This window comes from Micromonospora sp. LOL_021, from assembly GCF_048060215.1.
GTDB lineage: Bacteria > Actinomycetota > Actinomycetes > Mycobacteriales > Micromonosporaceae > Micromonospora_E.
Genome location: NZ_JBHMIN010000029.1, coordinates 40,751 through 61,929, shown reverse-complemented (window position 1 = coordinate 61,929; position 21,179 = coordinate 40,751). Strand labels below are relative to the sequence as shown.

Sequence of the window (21,179 nt, the reverse complement as noted above, 5' to 3'; positions counted from 1 at the left end):
CGGCTGGCCCGGGACGACCCCGGACCATGACTAGACGCTAGCCGCCGGATCCCGACCTCGGCTAGGCGTCGGGGCCGATCTTCGGCCCACACACCGGAGCTGAGCGGGGCAGATGGTGATCCGTACCCAGGTCCGACACACACCGGTCACGCGGCGGACACATCCGCGCCGCGCAGGCGGCCGGCCGGGATGCGCACCCCCTGCACGCATCCCGGCCGGGAGGAACACCGGCGCGGTGACGCCGGGGTTCCCAGGCGGTGTCGCGTCCGCCTCAACACGACACCGCACTCGGAAAAGCTCATCGCTTCGGCTGCGCCGGACGGCTGCGGCCGCAGCCGGTCAGGGATGTCGACCGGCCAGCAGTTCCGTCGAGTGCCGGCCACCAGTACCGCCGAGGCCACCGGGCCCGCCGACGCCGGGCCCGCCGACGAAGGCCGCGCCGGTGTAGGTGGTGCCCGGACGGACCGCCAGGTCGACCCCGGCGGCCACCACCGGACGGGCCACCGGACGGGCCACCGGATGGACCGCCGGGTCGACCACCGGCGCGGTGGCCACCGGAGAGGGCTCCGGACGGGTCTGCGGACGGGCTGGTTCCGGCAGCACCGACGCGATCGCGGCCCGGGTCTCCCGGCGCCGCCGGGCCCACGCCCCGCGGTCACCGTCGAAGTAGCCCTGCCGGTAGCCGAACCGGTAGCCGATCCGGTAGCTGAGCTGGCCGTGCAGCCGGCCGGCGGCGTAGCTGGCCGAGGCCAGCAGCAACACCAGGAAGACCGCGAAGAACGAGCTCATCCGGTCGCCCCGATCTCTGGGATCATGTCTCCTCCGACTCGAACGACGTCGGGTCGTCGGTGAGCAGCCGATCGATGTCGTCGGTCCTCACCTCTTCGACCAGTTCGACGCTGATCCGGCAACCGCCCAGCACCACCTCGGCCACCGAGGCCCGCCGGATCTCCCCTCCCGCGTCGTACACCCGCACACTCAACTCCGGACAGCCGAGGTGCGCCCGCCACGCGTTCCACTCGGACCGGTCCCCCACGTTGAGCGCCAGGTGACGACACCCCCTGGCCAGGTACAGCCGCCACGGTGCGGTCAGGCCGCCAGCGACGGCGTCCGCAATCAGGCCGAAGGCCTGGGCCCGGGTCGCGAGTTCGGTCACCGCACCGTCTCCGTCACGTGTAAGCGACAACTCCACTCACTCAGCGTCTCAAGCACGTGACGTAGAGTAAAGCGTCACGCGCGAGTGACAGCATCATCTTTTCGGGTGATTAGCTCCACCCCACTTCGTCCTTAGACTGCACCCGTGGCACCCCTCGTGACAAGGGAAGATTTCCCGACAGAGATTCACAAAGCTCTGTCACAAACGCAGTACAGAAGGCTTCCTGCCCCCAGGAAAAGCGGTGATTCGCCGTACCGTCGGCCGGTGCCGGACAGCTCCGCCGCGCGGAAGATCGCCTTCGCCGCCTTCGTACGCAAGGCGCTCGCCGACGCGCGCGCGACCCGCGCCTGGACCGGCTCGGAGGTCTCCCGGCGCACCGGCGTGTCCCGCCAGACCATCAACCGGTGGGTACGCGGCGAGTGGTCCAGCGATCCGGAGGCCGAGCGGGTGGTCTCGTTCTGCGAAGGACTCGGGATCAGCCCGACGGTCGCGTTCGGCGTACTCGGCTGGGACCGCGCCACCAGCGCCCGACCGGCGCCCTCGGCGCCGCCGATGGACCCGGACGTGGAGGCACTGCTCCGCCGGCTGGTCGACCCAAACGTGTCAGATGCGGAGAAATTTCACATCAGGGAGACCATCCGCTATCTCGCCTACCGCCCTCCACTGCCGGCCGAACCTCGCAAAGGACCCAAGCGGGCAGGGTAGTTCTCAGATGGCGAAAGAAAGCCGATCAAGCAGCCCGGTTCCATCCCACTTGCACGCTGAGTCACGATAGCGTTCCTCTCCGTACTGCTTGGGCTCGTCATCCACGGGGGACGGGACAAGGCCGGACACAGCCCGGACACAGCCCTGCGGGACAGGAGGGAGGGTCGAAACCGATGACCCTCAAATGGTCGGCAGTCGTGATCGCGGCCGTCGCGATCACGCTTTACGGCACCACGAATATCGTGGTCGCCGTCCTGAGTACCGGCGAGGTGCCGGCGGTGGTGAACCTGTTCGTCATCGCCTGCGCGTCCGTCGCCACGCTGGTGGCGGTCATCGCGCACCTCAACGACCGGCAGCAGGGACGGCTGACCGCGCTCACCGAATTCCTCGTCGCCCGGCTCAATGAAGTCGATTCACACGTCGCCGACCGCAACTCCGGCTTCGTCGAAGGCTATTTGCTCCGGCAGGGGCAGCAACACGACGCGGCCGTCGTGCAATTTCCACCGCGGATGCATGGTCGGCGACTGATGAGCGGCGGTGACGATTGACCCGCCAGGTGGTTCGCGGACCGTAGTCACCAGCGCCGACGTCCCCGAACGTTCATCCGCCGAGAGGTCTGGCACTCGGGTCGGCAGCAGGTACGCTGACGCCCGTGCGGCCGTTCGAGGTAGGAAACCAGCGCTTGGCCCGTCCGCTGACCGCGGAGCAGGCATGGCGAGCCACCATCGATCGCGCCGACCGGTGCGTGCTGTTCTTCGACTTCGACGGCACCCTCGCCCCGGTCGGTGACGATCCCACGTCGGTGCAGCCCGCGCCCAAGGTGCTGGCGGCGATCGAGTCACTCGCCGGGGTGGTGCAGCGGATAGCGATCGTGTCGGCCCGACCGGTCGACTTCCTCCGGGCCCAGTTCGCCTCGATCAGTGAGGTCGACCTGTACGGACTGTACGGGCTTGAGCACAGCCACGGCTCCGGACCGACAGTCACCGAGCCGGCCGCGCTGCCCTGGGTCCCGGCGATGCAGGAGCTGGCCGACCGGGCCCGCGCCGAGCTGCCCGCCGGTGCACTGGTCGAGTACAAACGGCTGTCCGTCGCGCTGCACTACCGGACCGCGCCCGAGCTCGCCGAGACCGTCGAGTCGTGGGGGCAGGCCCGGGCCGAACAGCTCGGCCTACGGGTGCAGAGCGGGCGGATGGTCATCGAGATCAAGCCGCCGGTAGACCGGGACAAGGGCATGGTCATCGGCGACGCGGTCGGCACCGCTGGATGTGCCTGGTACTTCGGTGACGATGTCTCCGACATCAAGGCGTTCGCCGCGCTCCGGGCACACGCCAGCGCCAATCCCGACTTCTTCGGCGTCTGCGTGGCGGTGGCCAACGCCGAGACCGGGCACGACGTGTCGGCGGCCGCCGACCTCACCATCGACTCGCCGGAAGCGCTCGGCGACTTCCTGACCTCCGCCGTGCACGCCCTCGACTGACGCCAGCCATCGGGACTGCAGTCAGCCGATCGGGGCTGACGCCAGTTGATCGGCCAACCGACCGGCACGCCCAGCGATGGTCAGGCACCGTACCGGCGTTGCCGGTTCGCGTACGACCGCAACGCCCGCAGGAAGTCCACCCGACGAAAGTCGGGCCAGTTCACGTCGCAGAAGTAGAACTCCGAGTGCGCCGACTGCCACAGCAGGAAGCCGGAGAGCCGCTGCTCGCCACTGGTCCGGATGACCAGATCCGGGTCCGGCTGACCGCGGGTGTAGAGATGCTCGGCGATGTGGTCGACGTCGAGCACCTCGGCCAGCTCCTCCAGGGTGCCGCCGGACTTGGCGTGCTCGTGCAACAGCGACCGGACCGCGTCGGCGATCTCCCGGCGGCCGCCGTAGCCAACCGCGATGTTCACCTGCGCGCCCTCGGACCGAGTCTGGGTACGCTCCTGCGCGGCCTTCAACGCAGTCGCGGTGGACCCCGGCAGCAGGTCCAGCGCGCCGACGATGCGCAGCCGCCAGGGGTTGCCCTCCTCGGCCAACTCGGTGACCAGATCCTCGATGATGTTCAGCAACGGATCCAGCTCGCGGGCCGGCCGACGCAGGTTGTCGGTGGCCAGCAGGTACAGCGTGACGTGACCGATACCGGCCTGGTCACACCAGTTCAACAGATGTTTGATCTTCGCTGCGCCGACCCGGTGCCCGTCGTTGGGGTCCACGAACCCCATCTCCCGGGCCCACCGGCGGTTGCCGTCGCACATCACGCCCACGTGGCCGGGCACCGGCTTGCCCGCCAGTCTCGTCATGAGCCGTCGCTCATAGACCGAGTAGAGCAGCTCCCGCAGAGTCATCCCAAGCAGACTAGCGACCGGAGCGCCGTCGCGCGGTATCGGCCGCCCGGCGGATCGTCAGTTGCGCGGCGAGCCGGCGCACCGTGACCGCGTCCAGCCGGCCGTCGCCGAGACCGAGTTCGACGATGGTGTCGAAGACGTGCCGGTCCCGTGCCGCCGCCGCGACGGCGGCGTCCACCGTCGTCGGCCGCCGGGCCAGCCAGGCGCCGAGGGCGCTGTGCCGCAGATGCCCGCCGAGGCGTCGACGCAGCGCCTGCCGGTAACGGCGGGCGGCGACCGCCGGTGGACCGGCCGCCGCCGCACCGGCCAGCGCGCCGGACAGCACCGCGTAGAAGATGCCCTCGCCGGTGAACGGGTTGATCAGCGACAGCGCGTCGCCGGCCAGCACCAGCCGACCCGCACCCACCGGCGGCCGCCGGGTGGACAGCGGCAGATGATGCGCCCGTAGGTCGGTGACCTGCGCCAGATCGGTGCCGGGCAGCAGCGCGCACAACCGGTCCAGCAGCCGGGCCCGGGTCAACGGCCGGCCCCGCAGCACCTCCCCGTACCCGATGTTCGCCCGCCCGTCACCGATCGGAAAAGCCCAGGCGTACGCTGGCCAACCGGCTGCCGTGGTGACGATCCGCTGTTCGCCGGGTCTGGTGACGGCCCCGACCGGCGCGTAGCCGCGAATCGCCAGGGCCAGATGTCCGTCCGGGTTGGGGCCGTGGCCCAACGCCCGGCGTACCACCGAACCCGCGCCGTCCGCGCCGACGACCGCCCGCGCCGCGATCTCGCCGTCGAGCAGCACCAGGTCGTCGCGGACCGTGACCCGCCGTACGGCGTGCCGCCGCAGCCGCACGCCGGCGGCGACCGCGGCGGCGACCAGCCGGGCGTCGAAGACGGCCCGCGGCACCGTGTACGCCGGACGGACCAGCTCGGCGGCGACCTGCCCGCCGTGCGGGGCGACCAGCCGGAGTCGACCGACCGGGGCGATCCCGTCGACCGGGTCGGGCACGGCCAGCCCGGCCAGCACGTCGAGGGTGTGCGGTGCGATGCCGTCGCCACACGGCTTGTCGCGGGGAAAGTCGGCCCGGTCCAGCAGCAGCACCCGGGCACCGGCCCGGCGGGCGGCGATCGCTGCGGCGGCACCGGCCGGACCGGCACCGACCACCGCGACGTCGACGACCGACGTACCGTCCACCTGGACCTCCCGTCAGGCCGGTTCGGTGCCGGCGACCTCCCGGTCGGCACCGACGGTCCCCCGGCCGTGCTCGGCGCTCGTCGCCGGCTGGTCATGCTCGGCGCGACCGGCCCGCCACACACCGTAGAAGGCCAACGCCGCCGCCACCACCAGCGGCGCGCCGTCGCGGACCAGTCCGTCCACGCCGAGCAGCCACCAGCACAACGGCAGGTCGACGGCGAGCGCCCCGAGGCTGACCAGGACCAGCAGCCATCGTGCCCAGCGCCGGCCGCGCAGCATGAAGAACGACACCAGCAGCACCAGCCAGCTGGTGGCGGTGGCGACCGCGATCCAGGCCACCACCGCCGGGGTGGCGACCAGCCGGCCGTCGAGCAGCACCCCGACCGAGACCAGCGCCGGCACCAGCATCAACGGCGGGTAGGTGAAGGCCGAGACCCGGGCGACGAGCAGCCAGGCGGCCACCGGCGGCCGGCGGGGCGGGGCCTCGCGCCAGGTCAGCCGCCGGCCGTCGCGGACCAACCGGGCCGGGTGCCGGGTCAGCTGCGCACCGACCGCCGGGGACCGGTACAGCAGCCACACCACGGCCAGGCAGAGCCCGGCGAGCAGGCCGAACCCGGCCACCCCGGGCAGCGGCGGCACGCCGGAGCGCGGCACCACCAGCCGGCCGAGCGCGAAGACGGTGGTGACCGCCAGAATCAGCCCGAACGGTCGGGCCCCGGCCCGACCCCGGCGTACCTGCCGGATCAGGACCAGGAAACCGAACGCCCGAAGCAGCGCCCAGCCGGAGCGGACCGCCACGCCGACATCCCGCTCCGGGGCGTACCACCAGTTGAGCAGGTCGACCACGACGGTGGCCGCGGCGGTGACGGCGAGCAACCCGACCAGCCGGCGGACCGGAGCTGGAAGGTCTGCCGCCACCGGCGCAGGCTATCCAACGGTCAGTCGGCGGCGTCCAGCCGGGCCCGCAGCGCGTCCAGCTCCGCCCAGAGCACGCCGGGCAGTTTGTCGCCGAACCGCTCGAACCATTCGGTGATCTGCGGCAGCTCCGCGCGCCACTGCGCCGGGTCGACGGCGAGCGCGGCGGCCACGTCGGCCGGGTCGACGTCCAGGCCGGACAGGTCGAGCGCGTCGACGGTCGGTACGTTGCCGATCGGGGTCTCCACCGCCGCGCCGGTGCCGTCCAGCCGCTCGACGATCCACTTGAGCACCCGGGAGTTCTCCCCGAAGCCGGGCCAGAGGAACCGGCCGTCGTCGTCGCGGCGGAACCAGTTGACGTAGAAGATCCGGGGCAGCTTGGCGGCGTCGCCGTCGGTGCCCTTGCCCATCTCGATCCAGTGCCGGAAGTAGTCCCCGGCGTGGTAGCCGATGAACGGCAGCATCGCCATCGGATCCCGTCGGACCACCCCGACCTTGCCGGCCGCCGCCGCGGTCGTCTCCGAGGAGAGCGTGGCGCCCAGGTAGACGCCGTGCACCCAGTCGCGGGCCTCGGTGACCAACGGCACCGTGGTACGGCGTCGGCCGCCGAACAGGATCGCGTCGATCGGTACGCCACGCGGGTCGTGGTATTCGTCGGCGAGGATCGGGCACTGGGTGATCGGGGTGCAGAACCGGCTGTTCGGGTGGGCGGCGTCGGTGCCCCGGTCGGGGTTCCAGTCCTCGCCCCGCCAGTCGGTCAGGTGCGCGGGTGGCTCGCCCATGCCCTCCCACCACACGTCGCGGTCGTCGGTCAGCGCGACGTTGGTGAAGATACTGTTGCCCCGGTCGAGGGTACGCATCGCGTTGGCGTTGGTCCGCCAGTCGGTGCCGGGGGCGACGCCGAAGAGTCCGTACTCGGGGTTGACCGCGTACAGCCGGCCGTCGTCGCCGAACCGCATCCAGGCGATGTCGTCGCCGATCGTCTCGACCTTCCAGCCGGGGATGGTCGGCTCCAGCATGGCCAGGTTGGTCTTGCCGCAGGCGGACGGGAACGCGCCGGCGATGTAGCGGACCCGCCCGTCCGGTGCGGTCAGTTTGAGGATCAGCATGTGCTCGGCCAGCCAGCCCTCGTCGCGGGCCATCACGCTGGCGATCCGCAGCGCGTAGCACTTCTTGCCGAGCAGCGAGTTGCCGCCGTAGCCGGAGCCGTACGACCAGATTTCCCGGGTCTGTGGGAAGTGCGAGATGTACTTGGTCTCGTTGGCCGGCCACGGCACGTCGGCCTGGCCCGGCGCAAGCGGTGCGCCGACCGAGTGCAGGGCCGGCACGAACTCGGCGTCGTCGCCCATCGCGGCGAGCACCTCGGCGCCCATCCGGGTCATGATCCGCATCGAGGCGACGACGTACGCGCTGTCGGTGATCTCCACGCCGAACATCGGCTCCGGGGCGTCCAACGGGCCCATGCAGAACGGGACCACGTACATGGTCCGGCCGCGCATGCACCCCCGGTACAGCTCGGTCATCACCCGCTTCATCTCGGCGGGGTCCATCCAGTTGTTGGTCGGTCCGGCGTCGGACTCGTCGGGTGAGCAGATGAAGGTGCGTTCCTCGACCCGGGCCACGTCGGTCGGGTCGGTGCGGGCCCAGAACGAGTTGGGACGGCGTTCGCTGTCCAACCGGACCAGGGTGCCGGAGTCGACGAGTTCGTCGGTGAGCCGGTGCCATTCGGCGAGCGAACCGTCGGCCCAGACGACCCGGTCCGGTGTGGTGAGGTTGGCGATCTGCCGGACCCAGTCGAGCAGGCGGGCGTGGCTGGTCGGGGCGGGGCCGGGGACGTTCGACGGTACGGACGCGGTGGCCGTTGCAGTCATGGCGATCTCCTCGTGGTCGGCGCTGACCTCGTTCCTGGAGTGCACGGCACCGGCGGATGGTCGGGCCCAGCCGCCGGGATACAAGTCCGGGAGTTGGACTCAGGGTAAACCGATTGATCGTTCAGGGCAGCCGAGGAGCTTGTGAAGAAGTGCACAAGTTATCGACGCATGCAATCTGACGAGCTGTTTCTCGCTCCCACGCGCAGTTGTACGCAAGATTCTCCGGCGCTCGACCGACCCCGACCCAAGTCACTCTGCGTGTTCACGACTCGGGTGGCGAAAGCGTGGGGTGGCCGGAAACTCGGGTGGTGCCGACACATCGGCGGGCGGGAACCCGCTACGCTCGATCACGTGCCCGTCCACGCCGCCGGCGAGCCGTCCGCGCCCGCCTCCAGTCCGGGGTTGATCCGCCGGCTCCGGGACCGGTTCGGCCTGCTGGTTCGCGAGATCGGCAAGTTCGGGGTGGTCGGTGGGATCGCCTTCATCGTCGACATCACCCTGTTCAACATCGCTGCAAGCCTGCTCGGGATGGGCCCGCTCAGCGCGAAGACGCTGTCGACGGTGATCGCCGCCTCGGTGGCCTTCGTCGGCAACCGCTTCTGGACCTGGCGGCACTCGGTCAGGTCCGGGCTGGCCCGCGAGTACGGCCTCTATTTCTTCTTCAACGCCGTGGGCCTGGGCATCGGCCTGGCCTGCCTGGGGATCAGCCACTACGGGCTGGGCAGCATCTGGCCCGGGGTGTTCCAGACGCTGCTCGCCGACAACATCGCGGCCAACATCGTCGGCGTGGCGGTCGGCACCCTGTTCCGGTTCTGGGCGTACCGCAGGTTCGTGTTCACCGTCGCGGCGCCCGCCGTGGTGGCGGCGGCCAGCGAGCGTGACTAGCCCCACCCGGTGCCGCCCTACCCGCCAGTCAACCCGAACGGCCCGTCGACCTGCCGTATGGTGATCTGATGCGAATACTTCGCCTTCTGCCCGAGCGCTGGCAGAGGTTCATCCGCGAGGCGCTGAAATTCGGCACCGTCGGTGGCATCAACACCGCCGTCAACTTCGCGGTGTTCAACGCTCTGGCGCTGACCGTGCTCGCCGACGGTCAGCTGAAGGCGACTGTCGTCGCCGCGCTGGTGGCGACCACCAGCTCGTACTTCATGAACCGGCACTGGACCTACCGGGACCGGCCGAAGTCGGCCATCCGGCGGGAGTACGTACTGTTCTTCCTGTTCAACCTCACCGGCCTGGCGATCGAGGTCGGGGTGCTGGGGCTGGCCAAGTACGGCTTCGGCATCAGCGGGCTGCTGGCCCTGAACATCGTCAAGATCATCGGATTGGTGCTCGGCACAGTGTTCCGCTTCTGGGCGTACCGCACGTTCGTCTTCCGCCCGGCACCCGCCGCCCACCCGACCACTGGGACCGGCCCGACCACCGGAACCGAACCGGCGGCGCAGACCGGACCGGCGGCGGCGGGCAAGCTGGTCCCGCAGCAGATCCAGCGGGACGGGCAGCCGCCAACCGGCCAGTCGACGCAGGTACCGGACAGCCCGGCACCCCTGGCCGACCCGCTCGCCGCCGAGATCGACGCAAGGATCTCCGCGGAGATCGCCGCGAGGATCGACGCGGAGATCACCGCGGCGACGCGCCCGGCCAGGCGCTGACCGACGACCGTGCGCTCCGGCACCGGTGCTGACGCCGACCTGTTCTTCGAGGATCTCGCCCCGGGCGGTTCCTTCGACCTCGGCATCACCACCGTGGACGGCGTCGAAATGGTCAGCTTCGCCGAACGCTTCGACCCGCAGTGGTACCACGTCGAGCCGGAACTCGCTCAGGCCAGCCCGTACGGCACCGTGATCGCCAGCGGATTCTTCACCGTCAGCCTGTTCATGCGGGCGTACGTGGACGCGGTGCTGTCCCGGGCCGCCGCCGACACCTCCCCTGGCCTGGAGGAGCTGCGCTGGCTGGCCCCGGTGTACGCCGGTGACCGGCTCGCCGGGCGGCTGGACGTGCTCACCAGGAAGCTGTCCGACGCCCGGCCGGGCCTGGGCACGGTCACCCTGCTGGGGTCGTTGACCCGGCTCGACACCTACGACCGGCCGGAGCGCGAGGTGCTGCGCACCCGGTTCCGTGGCTGGTTCGCGCTACGCGACGCCGGGCGATGACCTAATCCAGCTGACCGGGCGAGGCGTCGTCCGGTCGCGCCGGGGCTGCCTGGTCCGGCCCGGTGCGTGCCTCGTCAAGGATCTCCCGCAGCTCACCGTCGCCCAAGCTGTGCAGATCGTGATGCGCCTCGACCAGCTCGTAGAGCTGCGTCTGCACCTGGCTCACCCCCGGAAGGTCGGGCAACACGGTCTGCCCGCGTTCACCGGCGGATTCGATGGTCAACGTCCCGCAGCCGAGCAGCCGTTCGCTGAACCGCTGCGTCATGGAGTGGTCGTTGACCCGGTTCAACGGGATGTCCCGGCGCTCTCGGGAGAACACCCCGTGCTGCAGCACCACCCGCTCGTTCGTGAACACGTAGTGCGTACTGCGCCAGACCGCGAACGGCCGGACGGCGAACCAGAACACCGCGACCAGCGCCAGCCCGACGATCACGTACCACACGACGGTGGCTGCGCTGCTCTCCGGCAGCAGCAGGAACCCGGCCACCACCGCGGCGACCGCCAGCACCGTCACCGCCACCGGCCGCACCAGTGCCTTCCAGTGCGGGTGCAGGTGCAACACGACATGCTCGTCGGCGGTGAGCATGTCTTCGGGAAATGCCACGGCAACCTCCTAGCCCGGGCCGGGCGGGGAACCCGGCCGGCGGTCCGTACACCGGCCGCCGGGGTGACCGTAGCGGTTGACCGCCACCCGGACGGTCAACCGGGCGTACCGTTTCCCGGCGCGTCGCCGGACCGCACGTGCACCACGTCCCCTGCCGCGACCGCCAGTTCGCCGCTGGCGGTGCGGACCACCAGGCGGCCGTCCTCGTCGACCGTGCCGGCCAGCCCGGTGTGCGCCGATCCGGACGGCAACGAGACCCGCACCTGCCGGCCCACCGTCACGCAGTGCCGCAGGTACGCCGCCCGTAGGCCGGACGCGACCGGGTCGCCGCCGGCGGCGCGCCACCGCCCGTACCAGTCGGCCACCCCGCGCAGCACCGCCCGCAGCAGCGGGTCCCGGTCGGTCGCCGCCGCTCCGGCCAGCTGCAGCGAGGTGGCCCGCGGACCGCTACCGGGCGGTGGTAGCTCGTCGGCGCGCAGCGTCACGTTGAGCCCGATGCCCAGCACCACGGCCGGGCCGGCCGCCCCGTCCGGGGTCGCCTCAGCGAGGATCCCGGCGCACTTCGCCTCGTCGATCAACAGATCGTTGGGCCACTTCAACCCGGCCGGCAGTTCGGCCAGCCGGGCCACCGCCTCCGCCAGCGCGACGCCGGCCAGCAGCGGCAACCAGCCGTACCGGGACCCCGGCACCGCCGGCCACGACCGGGCGGGCCGAGCCGCCGCCGGCTGCAGCAGCACGCTGACGGCGAGGCCGGCCCGCGGCGGCGAGGTCCAGTCGCGGCCGAGCCGCCCGCGCCCGGCGTGCTGCTGCTCCGCCGTGATCACCAGCCCTTCGGCGGCACCGGCTCGCGCGGCGGCGAGCACGTCCGCGTTGGTGGAGCCGGTCTGCGCCCGGACCTGCACGTCGGTCCACAGGCCGTCGGGAACGATCAGCGCGCGACGCAGCCCACGCTCGTCGAGCGGCGGACGGTCCAGATCGGTGTACGGTGAGCCGGCCATCCGCCCACCCTACGGCGGCTGACTACCGATGGTCGTACCGCTGCGGCACCGGTGCCACGCCACGGTACGGGTGTCCGGTGACGGTCGTACCGATCACCGGCACCGCTGCCGGCGGATCCGACGAGGGAACGGCCGGGTCCGACGCTCGTACGGGTTGTGCGTACGCGTCCGTCGGCCGGTCGAACCAGTCGAAATCCTCGTCGCCAGCAGCCGGCGGCACGGCAACCGGCGGCACAACGACGGGCGGCACAACGACGGGCGGCACAGCGGCGACCGGCGGCTCCGGCAGCATGACGGCGGGCCGACTGCCCCGACGTTGGCGCGGCACGGTCACGCCGACCGTGTGGCGTCCACCGGGCGTCGCCCGGCGACGGAACAGCCCGGTGCGGGTGGCCCGACGTCGCCCCCGCCCTCGACGGCGCCGATGCGGCGCGGCGTCCAGACTTCCGGCCCTGCGGCTGCCGACGGTGGCCGCCCGCGCCGGCCAGAGCGTCCGCCGCATCACCAGCAGCACCGTCAGACCGGACGCGATCAGCGCAACTCCCAACACTGTCACGTGGTGGTAACGAATCGGGCAACAAGCAGGAAACGTCGTCCCGGGGTCGATCGAGCCCGGCCAAGGCCCGCCCGACGACGGTGTACTGAGGGAAACCGCACACCGTCGGCCCCTGACCGGCGGTCGCGACGTCGATAGCATCCGCGGTGTGGGCGTGACGAGTGAGCAGTCCGGGACCGGAACCGACCTCCACAGCACCGCCGGCAAGCTGGCGGACCTGGAGCGCCGGGTCGACGAGGCGGTGCATGCCGGCTCGGCCCGCGCGGTCGAGAAACAGCATGCCCGGGGTAAGAAGACCGCTCGGGAACGGATCGCGATGCTGCTCGACGAGGGTTCCTTCGTCGAGCTGGACGAGCTGGCCCGGCACCGGTCGACAAACTTCGGGCTGGAGCACACCCGCCCGTACGGCGACGGGGTGGTGACCGGCTACGGCACCGTCGACGGCCGGCAGGTGTGCGTCTTCGCGCAGGACTTCACCGTCTTCGGCGGCTCGCTCGGCGAGGTCTTCGGCGAGAAGATCGTCAAGGTGATGGACCTGGCGATGAAGATCGGCTGCCCGATGATCGGGATCAACGACTCCGGCGGCGCGCGCATCCAGGAGGGCGTGGTCAGCCTCGGGCTGTACGGCGACATCTTCTTCCGCAACGTCCGCGCCTCGGGCGTCATCCCGCAGATCTCCCTGGTGATGGGGCCGTGTGCGGGCGGCGCGGTGTACTCCCCGGCGGTCACCGACTTCACCATCATGGTCGACCAGACGTCGCACATGTTCATCACCGGCCCGGACGTGATCAAGACGGTCACCGGCGAGGACGTCGGCATGGAAGAGCTCGGTGGCGCCCGCACCCACAACGCCACCAGCGGAAACGCCCACTACCTGGCGACCGACGAAGAGGATGCCGTCGACTACGTCAAGGCGCTGCTGGCGTACCTGCCCAGCAACAACCTGGACGAACCGCCGACGCTGCCAACCGAGGCGGAGCCGGCCGTCACCGACACCGACCGTGAGCTCGACACCATCGTCCCCGACTCGGCCAACCACCCGTACGACATGCACCGGGTGATCGAACACGTCCTGGACGACGGCGAGTTCTTGGAGGTCCAGCCGCTGTACGCGCAGAACATCGTGGTCGGCTTCGGCCGGATCGAGGGCCGGCCGGTGGGGGTGGTCGCCAACCAGCCGATGCACTTCGCCGGCTGCCTGGACATCGGGGCCTCGGAGAAGGCCGCCCGGTTCGTGCGCACCTGCGACGCGTTCAACATCCCGGTGCTGACCTTCGTCGACGTGCCCGGTTTCCTGCCGGGCACCGACCAGGAGTGGGACGGCATCATCCGGCGCGGCGCGAAGCTGATCTACGCGTACGCCGAGGCGACCGTCCCGAAGGTCACCGTCATCACCCGCAAGGCGTACGGCGGCGCGTACGACGTGATGGGGTCGAAGCATCTCGGCGCGGACCTGAACTTCGCCTGGCCGACCGCGCAGATCGCGGTGATGGGTGCACAGGGCGCGGTGAACATCCTCTACCGCGCCGAGCTGGCCGCCGCCGACGACCCGGCAGCGGTACGGGCGCAGCGGATCGCCGAGTACGAGGAGCGGCTGGCCAACCCGTACGTCGCCGCCGAGCGCGGCTACGTCGACTCGGTCATCGCGCCCTCGCAGACCCGGGTGCAGGTGGCGCGCGGGCTACGGATGCTGCGCGGCAAGCGGGAGACCCTGCCGCCGAAGAAGCATGGCAACATCCCGCTCTGACCGGTGCGGGTCACAGCGGTACCAGTCGCAGCGGTACGGGTCACCCGCCCGGCGGCGTCGGCAGGTCCAGGTCGGCCAGCCACGGGCTGGCGAGCAGCAGCGCTCCGATGAACAACGCGGCGAGGTTGATCAGGCCGAAGAATCCCACCCAGACCAGGCCGGGCACCCGGGTCAGCCAGGCGAGCTGGTCGGCGTCCGACTCCGGCGATCGGCCCTGGGCACGTAGCCGCTGCAGCTCACCGACCGGCCGCACTCCGCCGATCAGTAAGTACCACACCCCGGTGTACGCGAACGCGGCCTGCACGTCCGGGCCGGTGAACCACGAGACGGCGAAGACCACACCGCCGGTGACCAGGATGGACACGATCCCGAAGAGGTTGCGGATCATCACCAGCATGGCGAGCAGCAGCGCCACGGCGATCCAGAGCAGCAGAGTGATCCGGTTGCCGCCGAGCAGCAGGGCACCGGCCAGCCCGACCAGCGACGGCGCGACGTAGCCCGCCAGCAGGGTGAGGATCATGCCCAGTCCGGTCGGCCGGCCGGCCGACAGGGTCAGCCCGGAGGTGTCCGAGTGCAGCCGGATCCCCTTGAGCTTGCGGCCGGTGAGCAGGGCGACCAGCGCGTGCCCGCCTTCGTGGGCGATGGTGATCGCGTTGCGGCCGATCCGCCAGGGCAGCCGGGTGAACACCGCGACCAGCGCGACGGCGGCGGTGATGAGCACGAGCAGTGGTGGCGGGTCGGTCTGGGCCGTGAAAAGGCGGTCCCACATTTCCGTCAGCCCGGTGATCGACACAGCCAGCGAGCCTACTCACCGCTCGCCACGCCCACCAGACCACCGTCCGCCGGCAGGCACGACCGTAGGTTCGGCGCCGGCCCGGTCACTGACGATCATGCGGTACGCCGCTACGGCGGCGATCGTCACGGCCGCACCACCGGACAGCACCAGCAGTACGGGTATCAGACCGACGCTGACGACCAGCAGGGCCGCATCGACCAGGGCCACCAGCGTCCACAGTGCCACGCTCGGCTTGACGATCCGTCGACGGTTGACCATGTCGCACTCTCCTTCCGTCGCCCTCCGGTTGTACCCGGAAGATCGGAAGTTCATGCGGGTGAGTCGTGGCTCAGCTTCCGGCGGGCTGGAACCTGCTCGCCATCAGCTCGAAGTAGACCAGGTCCTGCTGCCAGCGTTCGGCCGTGGTGGACCAGTAGATGGAGTACGCCTTGTCCGGCGCGGTGACAAACCCCCGGTTGCGCACCTGCAACCGGTTGCCCCGGTTGCTGGTGTAGCGGAACTCCCAGTCGGCGGCGTCGAGAAAGTAGTCGACGGCTTCGATCCGTACCCGCTCGTAGTCGTTGTAGGTGCCCCGCCGGGCCTGCTCCTGGTTCTGCCAGTCGGCGACCGGATCGGGCTTCGGGTTGTCGGTCTGGTCGATGATGATCAGGCGACCGAGTTGACCGTTCTCCCGGAACTCCACCCGGGTTCGTTCGCGGCTGACCGACCAGCCTTCCGGCACCGGCACCGAGAATCCGGTCTGGTCCTCGTGCAGTCGCCAGCCGTCGGGCAACGGCGACTGCGGGTCCGACGACTGGGGCGACTCGCCGTTCTGCGGCGGCACCGCCGGCACGTCGGGCGACGCCTCGGCCGCCGGTGAACTCGGCTCAGCGCTCGGCTCAGCGCTCGGCGCGCCGGAGGTCGGGGCCGGGGCCGACGGCGTGGCCGAGGCGGCCGGACCGGTGCCGAGCTGTCCGTCGGGCTCGTCCTCGTCGCCCGTAGCCAGCAGCGCGACGGTCAGCAGCAGCGCCAGTACGACGACACCCGCCACACCGCTGATCAGCCAGGTACGGGGCAGCTCGGTCACGGGCCGGACGGCCCGCGCGGCGTGGTCGAACAGCAGGGCCGGCGCGGACCAGTCTCGCCGGTCCGACGCGCTGGCGGCAGCAGCGGGCGACCCGGATTGTTCCTGAACCGGCGGCCGTTCGGCGGGCTCGGCGGCCGCCGGCTGCTCAGCCGCCTCGGTCGCCGCCGGCTGCTTGACCGGCTCGGCGGCCGGTGACCGCTCGGCCGTCTTACGGTCCGGCGCCGTCTCCGTGCGGCCCGGTACCACCTGGGTGCGCTCCGCCAGGGGCAGCACGGTGGTCTCCGACGGCGGCTCACCGGCTTTGGCCGGCAGTACGCTCGTCTCGGCTGCGGCTGCGATCGCCGCGCCGGCAGGCGGGTCGGTCGACGGCACCACCCTGGTCGGGTCCGCCGAGTTGGTCTGGCGGGTGACCGGCGGGCCGTACTTGGCCGGGCCGGGGACCACCGGCAACGCGGTCGGCAACGGGGTCACCGGCGGCGACACCGGCTCCGACGGGACCGGGGTGCGCGGCGCCCTGCCGCGTGGACCGGGCACGATCCCCGACCGGGACTCGCCAGGGCGGACCTCCCGGCTGCCGTACGGGCTGGGTCGGCGTACCCCGTCGAGCAGTGAGCGACCGCGCCGCGGACCGCGACCGGCGGCGCGGGTCAGCAGCCGCTCCGCCTCGTCGGCCTTCATCCGGGTGTACGGGTCCTTGCGCAGCAGCCCAGCCAGCACCGGCTTGAGTGGGCCGGCCCGGCGGACGGGCGGCGGCGGCTCGGTGGCCAGCGCGGAGAGCGTGGCGATGGCGGTCTGCCGGGCGTACGGCGACTGCCCCTCGACGGCCGCGTACAGCGTCGCGCCGAGCGACCACAGGTCGCCTTCCGGCCCGGCGCTGCCGGTACGGGCCCGCTCCGGGGCGATGTACGCCGGTGAGCCCAGCACCAGCCCGGTACGGGTGACGTTGGGGTCGCCCGGAACGGTGGCCAGGCCGAAATCGGTGAGCACCACCCGGCCGTCGTGACCGAGCAGTACGTTGCCGGGCTTGACGTCCCGGTGCATCACCCCCGACAGGTGGGCGGACCGGAGCGCACCGAGCACTCCGAGGCCGATCTCCGCGGCCCGGGTCGCCGGGACCGGGCCGTTCTGGGCGAGCACGTCCTGCAGCGACCGGGATGGCACGTACTCCATCACGATCCACGGGTCGCCGTCGGTGCGCAGCACGTCGAAGACGCGTACCACGTTGATGTGGTTGAGTCGGGCGATCGCCCGCGCCTCGCGCAGCGAGCGCTCCCGCATCTCGCGGCGTTCCTGATCGGTGAGGCCCGGTGGCGGCACCAGCTCCTTGATCGCCACGTCCCGGTGCAGCACTTCGTCGCGGGCCTTCCAGACCCGGCCCATGCCGCCCTGACCGAGCGGCTCGACCAGCCGGTAACGGTCTGCAACTAGTTGCGGGGGCACAGCGGACATCCAAATGACCGTACCCGGAAGGTTTGGGTGCCACACGATCGGCACGCGGCCGGTGTGAGCCGCGCGTCATATGGTACCGGGGTGGCAACCAGACGCCGAGGGTAGCGCGCCAGTAGTGATCACCACTCGCCGGCCGGCCTGATCGGCACGTACGCTCGGCCGATGAGCGACGCGCAGCCGGCCTGGCGGATCGTCCGGGGCACGCCGACCCCCGAGGAATTGGCGGCGCTGGTGGGCGTGCTCGTCGCCCGTACCCGTCCGGTTGCCGACAGCGGCACCGATCGGCCGGCGCCGTCGCGGTGGGCCCGCAGCGCCCGACCCACGCCGGGTTTCCCGGGCCGGCTCGGTCCGGACGCATGGCGGGCCAGCGCGCTGCCCCACTGATCACACTGAGCGTCGGTACCGCCGACCGGGGCCGGTAGCCTGTCCACCCGTGACTACCTCCCTGCGTCCGCGTCTGGTACTCGCCTCGGCGAGCCCGGCCCGACACAAACTGCTGCAGGCCGCCGGAATCACCCCTCAGGTGCTGGTGAGCGGCGTCGACGAGGAGTCAGTGACGCTGGACCGGGCCGACGAGTTGTGTCTGGAGCTGGCCCGGCGCAAGATGGTCGCCGTCGCCGATCGGCTCCGGCCCGATCTCGTCGACGACGGCACCGACCTGCTGGTCCTCGGCTGCGACTCGGTGCTCGACTTCGACGGGGAGATCCTCGGCAAGCCGGCTGACGCCGCCGACGCGACCGCGCGGTGGCGGCGGATGCGCGGGCGGTCCGGGGTGCTGTACACCGGCCACGCGCTGACCAGTCTGGCCACCGGCGGGTACGCCGGGGCCGCCGCCGCGACCGTGGTGCACTTCGCCGAGGTCACCGACGACGAGGTCGCGGCGTACGTGGCGACCGGCGAACCGCTGCAGGTGGCCGGGTCGTTCACCATCGACGGGTTGGGCGGGCCGTTCCTGGAACGGATCGAAGGTGACCACGGCACGGTGGTGGGGTTGTCGCTGCCGTTGCTGCGCCGGCTGGTCACCGAGGTCGGCTACCGGATCACGGATCTGTGGGGCGAGCCCGACACCGGGCGGTAGTCGGACTACCGTCTGCCCATGACCACCAAGACCTTGCCGATGACCGATGCCCTGCAGGCGTACGTCGTCGCCCACGGCACCCCGCCGGACGAGATCGTCAGTGACCTCATCTCCGAGACCGCCAGCACGCTGCCGGAGAACGCGCAGATGCAGGTCGCGCCCGAGCAGGCGGCGCTGATGACCCTGCTGACCCGGCTGGTGAACGCCCGCCGGGCGGTGGAGGTCGGCACCTTCACCGGGCTGTCCGCGCTGGCCATCGCCCGCGGTCTGCCGGCGGACGGGCAGTTGATCTGTCTGGACGTGTCGGAGGAGTTCACCGCGGTGGCCCGGCGCTACTGGCAGCGGGCCGGGGTCGACGGCCGGATCGACCTGCGGATCGGTCCGGCGGCCGACTCGCTGCGGGCGTTGCCGGGCGAGCCCCACCTCGACCTGGCTTTCATCGACGCAGACAAGATCAGCTACCCGGTCTACTGGGGTGAGCTGGTGCCCCGGATGCGGCCCGGCGGGCTGATCGTGATCGACAACGTGCTACGGCACGGTCGGGTGCTGGCCCCGCAGAGCGAAGAGGACGAGGCGATGGTCACCTTCAACCAGCAGGTGGCCGCCGACGACCGGGTGGACGTGGTGATGCTGGCGATCGCCGACGGGCTGACCCTGGCCCGGCGCAGGTGACAGCGGGCCGGCCGGTCCGGCGGTAGCCTGGAACGGCTGCCCTCTGTGCCGTTGCCGTGCGCAGAGGGCAGCCCCATGACCGGCTACCGAAGAGCGGGGCCTACCGGACGCTGCGGGCGAAGGCGCGCGCCGCCCAGGTGACCGCGAGGCTGGCCAGCGCCAGGGTGATCAGCAGACCCTGCCAGACCGCGTCGTCGCCGAGGTTGCCGGCGAACAGCGCCCGGGTGCCGTCGACCGCCCAGGAGAACGGGTTCCACTGCGCCACCCGCTGCAGCCACAGCGGCGCGAAGGCCAGCGGCAGCAGGATGCCGGAGAGCAGCAGCACCGGCTGGGCCACCGTGTTCATCAGCGGGGCCAGCGCGTCCTCGCTGCGGACCAGCAACGCCACGCCGTACGACACCGCCGAGGTCATCAGCGCGATCAGAGCGAGCAGCAGGTACGCGAGCAGCAGGTTGCCCAACTGCACGGTGAGCCCGAACGGGATCGCCAGCACCGTGATGATCACTGCCTGCATCAGCAGCGAGATCACGTCCCGCAGGCTGCGGCCGAGCAGCAGGGCGAGCCGGCTGACCGGAGTGACCCGGGACCGCTCGATCACACCGGCGCGCAGCTCGGCGATCAGGCCGAAGCCCTGGAACAGGCCGCCGAAGATGGCCAGCAGCACCAGCAGACCGGGCACGAAGATGCGGTAGATCTCCGCGTCGCTGCTGGCCCCCATCGGGGCCAGCGCCGGCTTGAGCAGCGGGGCGAACAGCACCAGGTACATGATCGGCTGGAACACCCCGACGAAGATCCAGACGGGGTTGCGCAGCAGCAGCAACGCCTGCCGCTGGAAGATCAGCCAGGTGTCGCGGGCGAATTTCATCGTACGGTCTCCGTCATCGGGGCGGCCGGGCTCAGGACTCGCGCAGCGAGCGGCCGGTCTTGGCGAGGAACACGTCGTCGAGGCTGGGCCGGTGCAGCTCGATCGAGCCCAGTTCGAGGCCGGCGCCGTCCAGGGTGCGCAGGATCTGCGGGATGGCGGTGGCGCCGTCGTCGACGAAGAGCCGTACGCCGCCGTCGTCGGGGGTCTCCAGCTTGCTGACGTACGGCTGGCTGTCGAGCAGTTGCGCGGCGGCGGCCGACTCGTCCGGGCGCAGCCCGACGCTGACCACCTCGCCGGCGACCTCGCGCTTGAGCGCTGCCGGGGTGCCTTCGGTGACGATCTCGCCGTGGTCCATGATCGCGATCCGGTCGCAGAGCGCGTCCGCCTCGTCGAGGTAGTGGGTGGTGATGAAGACGGTCATGCCTTCGGCGCGCAACCGGCGGATCTCGTCCCACATGTGTGCCCGGCTCTGCGGGTCCAGCCCGGTGGTCGGCTCGTCGAGGAAGACCACCTTCGGCTCGTGGATGATGCCCAGCGCGATCTCGACCCGCCGCCGTTGGCCGCCGGAGTAGGTCTTGCACTTGCGGTCGGCGTACTCGGTCAGTTGGAAGGCGGCGAGTGCCCGGGTGGCCCGGCGCTGCGCCTCGGCCTTGCCGATGCCGTACATCCGGGCGTGCATCACCAGCTCCTCGCGGCCGGTGACCTCGTCCCAGGTACTGCCGCCCTGGGCCACGTAGCCGATCCGTCGACGGACCTCGCCGGGGTTGCGCAACAGGTCGGCCCCGGCGATGACGGCCTCCCCGCCGTCCGGCTCGATCAGCGTGGCGAGCATCCGCAGCGTGGTGGTCTTGCCGGCGCCGTTGGGCCCGAGGAAGCCGAAGATCTCCCCCTCCTCGACGAGCATGTCGACGCCTCGGACCGCGTCCACGGTCTTGGCGCCACGCCCTTGTCGGGAGCGGAAAGACTTCCGCAGCCCCTTGGTCTCGATCATGAGGTTTTCTCCTGGCTTGCCTGGCCGGCCGGGCACCGGCCGCTCT

The 21,179-nt window shown here is 71.3% G+C and carries 24 protein-coding genes; 10 read left to right on the top strand and 14 right to left on the bottom strand.

Translation table 11 applies throughout. From position 1 onward, the window contains the following. Nucleotides 1-339: 339 nt before the first annotated feature. Nucleotides 340-789: a hypothetical protein gene (locus ACFHWT_RS19410; protein WP_416596071.1), complete on the bottom strand. Its 450-nt coding sequence runs from the start codon at nt 787-789 to the stop codon at nt 340-342. 22 nt (nt 790-811) lie between these two features. Beyond that, nucleotides 812-1,156: a hypothetical protein gene (locus ACFHWT_RS19405; protein WP_416596070.1), complete on the bottom strand. Its 345-nt coding sequence runs from the start codon at nt 1,154-1,156 to the stop codon at nt 812-814. Between the two features lie 264 nt (nt 1,157-1,420). Here ACFHWT_RS19405 and ACFHWT_RS19400 point away from each other — a divergent pair, with 264 nt between their 5' ends. From ACFHWT_RS19400 to otsB, 3 genes are all read left to right on the top strand, one after another. Then, nucleotides 1,421-1,861: an XRE family transcriptional regulator gene (locus ACFHWT_RS19400; RefSeq protein WP_123605394.1), complete on the top strand. Its 441-nt coding sequence runs from the start codon at nt 1,421-1,423 to the stop codon at nt 1,859-1,861. A gap of 173 nt (nt 1,862-2,034) precedes the next feature. Further along, nucleotides 2,035-2,409, top strand: a complete 375-nt coding sequence (locus ACFHWT_RS19395; RefSeq protein ID WP_123605395.1) for a hypothetical protein — start codon at nt 2,035-2,037, stop codon at nt 2,407-2,409. A 104-nt stretch (nt 2,410-2,513) separates the two neighbouring features. Continuing rightward, nucleotides 2,514-3,338 (top strand): trehalose-phosphatase, encoded by an 825-nt coding sequence (gene otsB / locus ACFHWT_RS19390; protein WP_416596069.1) that lies wholly within the window; start codon nt 2,514-2,516, stop codon nt 3,336-3,338. Nucleotides 3,339-3,418: 80 nt separating this feature from the next. On the opposite strand, the gene ACFHWT_RS19385 is transcribed toward otsB, so the two are convergent. The 4 genes from ACFHWT_RS19385 to ACFHWT_RS19370 are packed head-to-tail and all read right to left on the bottom strand — an operon-like array spanning nt 3,419 to nt 8,158. Continuing rightward, nucleotides 3,419-4,189: an isoprenyl transferase gene (locus tag ACFHWT_RS19385; protein WP_416596068.1), complete on the bottom strand. Its 771-nt coding sequence runs from the start codon at nt 4,187-4,189 to the stop codon at nt 3,419-3,421. A gap of 10 nt (nt 4,190-4,199) precedes the next feature. Beyond that, nucleotides 4,200-5,372, bottom strand: coding sequence for a geranylgeranyl reductase family protein (locus ACFHWT_RS19380; protein ID WP_416596067.1), 1,173 nt, complete (start codon nt 5,370-5,372; stop codon nt 4,200-4,202). Nucleotides 5,373-5,384: 12 nt separating this feature from the next. After that, on the bottom strand, nt 5,385-6,290 hold the full coding sequence (locus ACFHWT_RS19375) for a hypothetical protein (protein WP_416596066.1): 906 nt from the start codon (nt 6,288-6,290) through the stop codon (nt 5,385-5,387). A gap of 20 nt (nt 6,291-6,310) precedes the next feature. Further along, nucleotides 6,311-8,158 carry a phosphoenolpyruvate carboxykinase (GTP) gene (locus tag ACFHWT_RS19370; protein WP_416596065.1) on the bottom strand — a complete coding sequence of 616 codons (1,848 nt, stop codon included), beginning with the start codon at nt 8,156-8,158 and terminating at the stop codon, nt 6,311-6,313. Between the two features lie 351 nt (nt 8,159-8,509). Between ACFHWT_RS19370 and ACFHWT_RS19365 the strand changes: the two genes are divergently transcribed. The 3 genes from ACFHWT_RS19365 (at nt 8,510) to ACFHWT_RS19355 (ending at nt 10,311) form a co-directional block, all read left to right on the top strand. Further along, entirely contained in the window at nt 8,510-9,043 is a 534-nt protein-coding gene (locus ACFHWT_RS19365) for a GtrA family protein (protein WP_416596064.1), read from the top strand. A gap of 68 nt (nt 9,044-9,111) precedes the next feature. Continuing rightward, a complete protein-coding gene (locus ACFHWT_RS19360) occupies nt 9,112-9,810 on the top strand; it encodes a GtrA family protein (RefSeq protein ID WP_416596063.1) in 699 nt (232 codons plus the stop codon). A 9-nt stretch (nt 9,811-9,819) separates the two neighbouring features. Beyond that, nucleotides 9,820-10,311: a MaoC/PaaZ C-terminal domain-containing protein gene (locus ACFHWT_RS19355; protein WP_416596062.1), complete on the top strand. Its 492-nt coding sequence runs from the start codon at nt 9,820-9,822 to the stop codon at nt 10,309-10,311. A gap of 1 nt (nt 10,312) precedes the next feature. On the opposite strand, the gene ACFHWT_RS19350 is transcribed toward ACFHWT_RS19355, so the two are convergent. The 3 genes from ACFHWT_RS19350 to ACFHWT_RS19340 all read right to left on the bottom strand — a co-directional run bounded on the left by ACFHWT_RS19350 (nt 10,313) and on the right by ACFHWT_RS19340 (nt 12,463). Then, complete coding sequence (locus ACFHWT_RS19350; RefSeq protein ID WP_416596061.1) at nt 10,313-10,915, bottom strand: PH domain-containing protein; 603 nt, start codon at nt 10,913-10,915, stop codon at nt 10,313-10,315. A 95-nt stretch (nt 10,916-11,010) separates the two neighbouring features. Beyond that, the gene (locus ACFHWT_RS19345; protein ID WP_416596060.1) at nt 11,011-11,913 is read right to left on the bottom strand and encodes a biotin--[acetyl-CoA-carboxylase] ligase; all 903 of its coding nucleotides are present in this window, start codon (nt 11,911-11,913) and stop codon (nt 11,011-11,013) included. A 22-nt stretch (nt 11,914-11,935) separates the two neighbouring features. Then, nucleotides 11,936-12,463, bottom strand: a complete 528-nt coding sequence (locus ACFHWT_RS19340) for a hypothetical protein (RefSeq protein ID WP_416596059.1) — start codon at nt 12,461-12,463, stop codon at nt 11,936-11,938. A gap of 160 nt (nt 12,464-12,623) precedes the next feature. Here ACFHWT_RS19340 and ACFHWT_RS19335 point away from each other — a divergent pair, with 160 nt between their 5' ends. Continuing rightward, entirely contained in the window at nt 12,624-14,216 is a 1,593-nt protein-coding gene (locus tag ACFHWT_RS19335; RefSeq protein WP_416596089.1) for an acyl-CoA carboxylase subunit beta, read from the top strand. Nucleotides 14,217-14,256: 40 nt separating this feature from the next. Here ACFHWT_RS19335 and ACFHWT_RS19330 read toward each other — a convergent pair whose 3' ends face one another. The 3 genes from ACFHWT_RS19330 to ACFHWT_RS19320 form a co-directional block, all read right to left on the bottom strand. Then, a complete protein-coding gene (locus tag ACFHWT_RS19330) occupies nt 14,257-14,985 on the bottom strand; it encodes a M50 family metallopeptidase (RefSeq protein ID WP_416596088.1) in 729 nt (242 codons plus the stop codon). A gap of 39 nt (nt 14,986-15,024) precedes the next feature. Then, a complete protein-coding gene (locus ACFHWT_RS19325; protein WP_416596058.1) occupies nt 15,025-15,270 on the bottom strand; it encodes a hypothetical protein in 246 nt (81 codons plus the stop codon). Nucleotides 15,271-15,340: 70 nt separating this feature from the next. Beyond that, nucleotides 15,341-17,527 carry a protein kinase domain-containing protein gene (locus ACFHWT_RS19320; RefSeq protein WP_416596057.1) on the bottom strand — a complete coding sequence of 729 codons (2,187 nt, stop codon included), beginning with the start codon at nt 17,525-17,527 and terminating at the stop codon, nt 15,341-15,343. Nucleotides 17,528-17,689: 162 nt separating this feature from the next. Here ACFHWT_RS19320 and ACFHWT_RS19315 point away from each other — a divergent pair, with 162 nt between their 5' ends. The 3 genes from ACFHWT_RS19315 to ACFHWT_RS19305 are packed head-to-tail and all read left to right on the top strand — an operon-like array spanning nt 17,690 to nt 19,277. Further along, nucleotides 17,690-17,911, top strand: coding sequence for an acyl-CoA carboxylase subunit epsilon (locus ACFHWT_RS19315; RefSeq protein WP_416596056.1), 222 nt, complete (start codon nt 17,690-17,692; stop codon nt 17,909-17,911). 49 nt (nt 17,912-17,960) lie between these two features. Beyond that, on the top strand, nt 17,961-18,605 hold the full coding sequence (locus tag ACFHWT_RS19310) for a Maf family protein (RefSeq protein ID WP_416596055.1): 645 nt from the start codon (nt 17,961-17,963) through the stop codon (nt 18,603-18,605). Nucleotides 18,606-18,623: 18 nt separating this feature from the next. Beyond that, nucleotides 18,624-19,277, top strand: coding sequence for an O-methyltransferase (locus ACFHWT_RS19305; RefSeq protein ID WP_416596054.1), 654 nt, complete (start codon nt 18,624-18,626; stop codon nt 19,275-19,277). 100 nt (nt 19,278-19,377) lie between these two features. Here the strand turns inward: ACFHWT_RS19305 and ACFHWT_RS19300 are convergent, their stop codons facing one another. Both ACFHWT_RS19300 and ACFHWT_RS19295 read right to left on the bottom strand, forming a co-directional pair. After that, the gene (locus tag ACFHWT_RS19300) at nt 19,378-20,142 is read right to left on the bottom strand and encodes an ABC transporter permease (RefSeq protein WP_416596053.1); all 765 of its coding nucleotides are present in this window, start codon (nt 20,140-20,142) and stop codon (nt 19,378-19,380) included. 31 nt (nt 20,143-20,173) lie between these two features. Continuing rightward, nucleotides 20,174-21,133, bottom strand: a complete 960-nt coding sequence (locus tag ACFHWT_RS19295) for an ATP-binding cassette domain-containing protein (RefSeq protein ID WP_416596052.1) — start codon at nt 21,131-21,133, stop codon at nt 20,174-20,176. Nucleotides 21,134-21,179 lie beyond the last annotated feature (46 nt).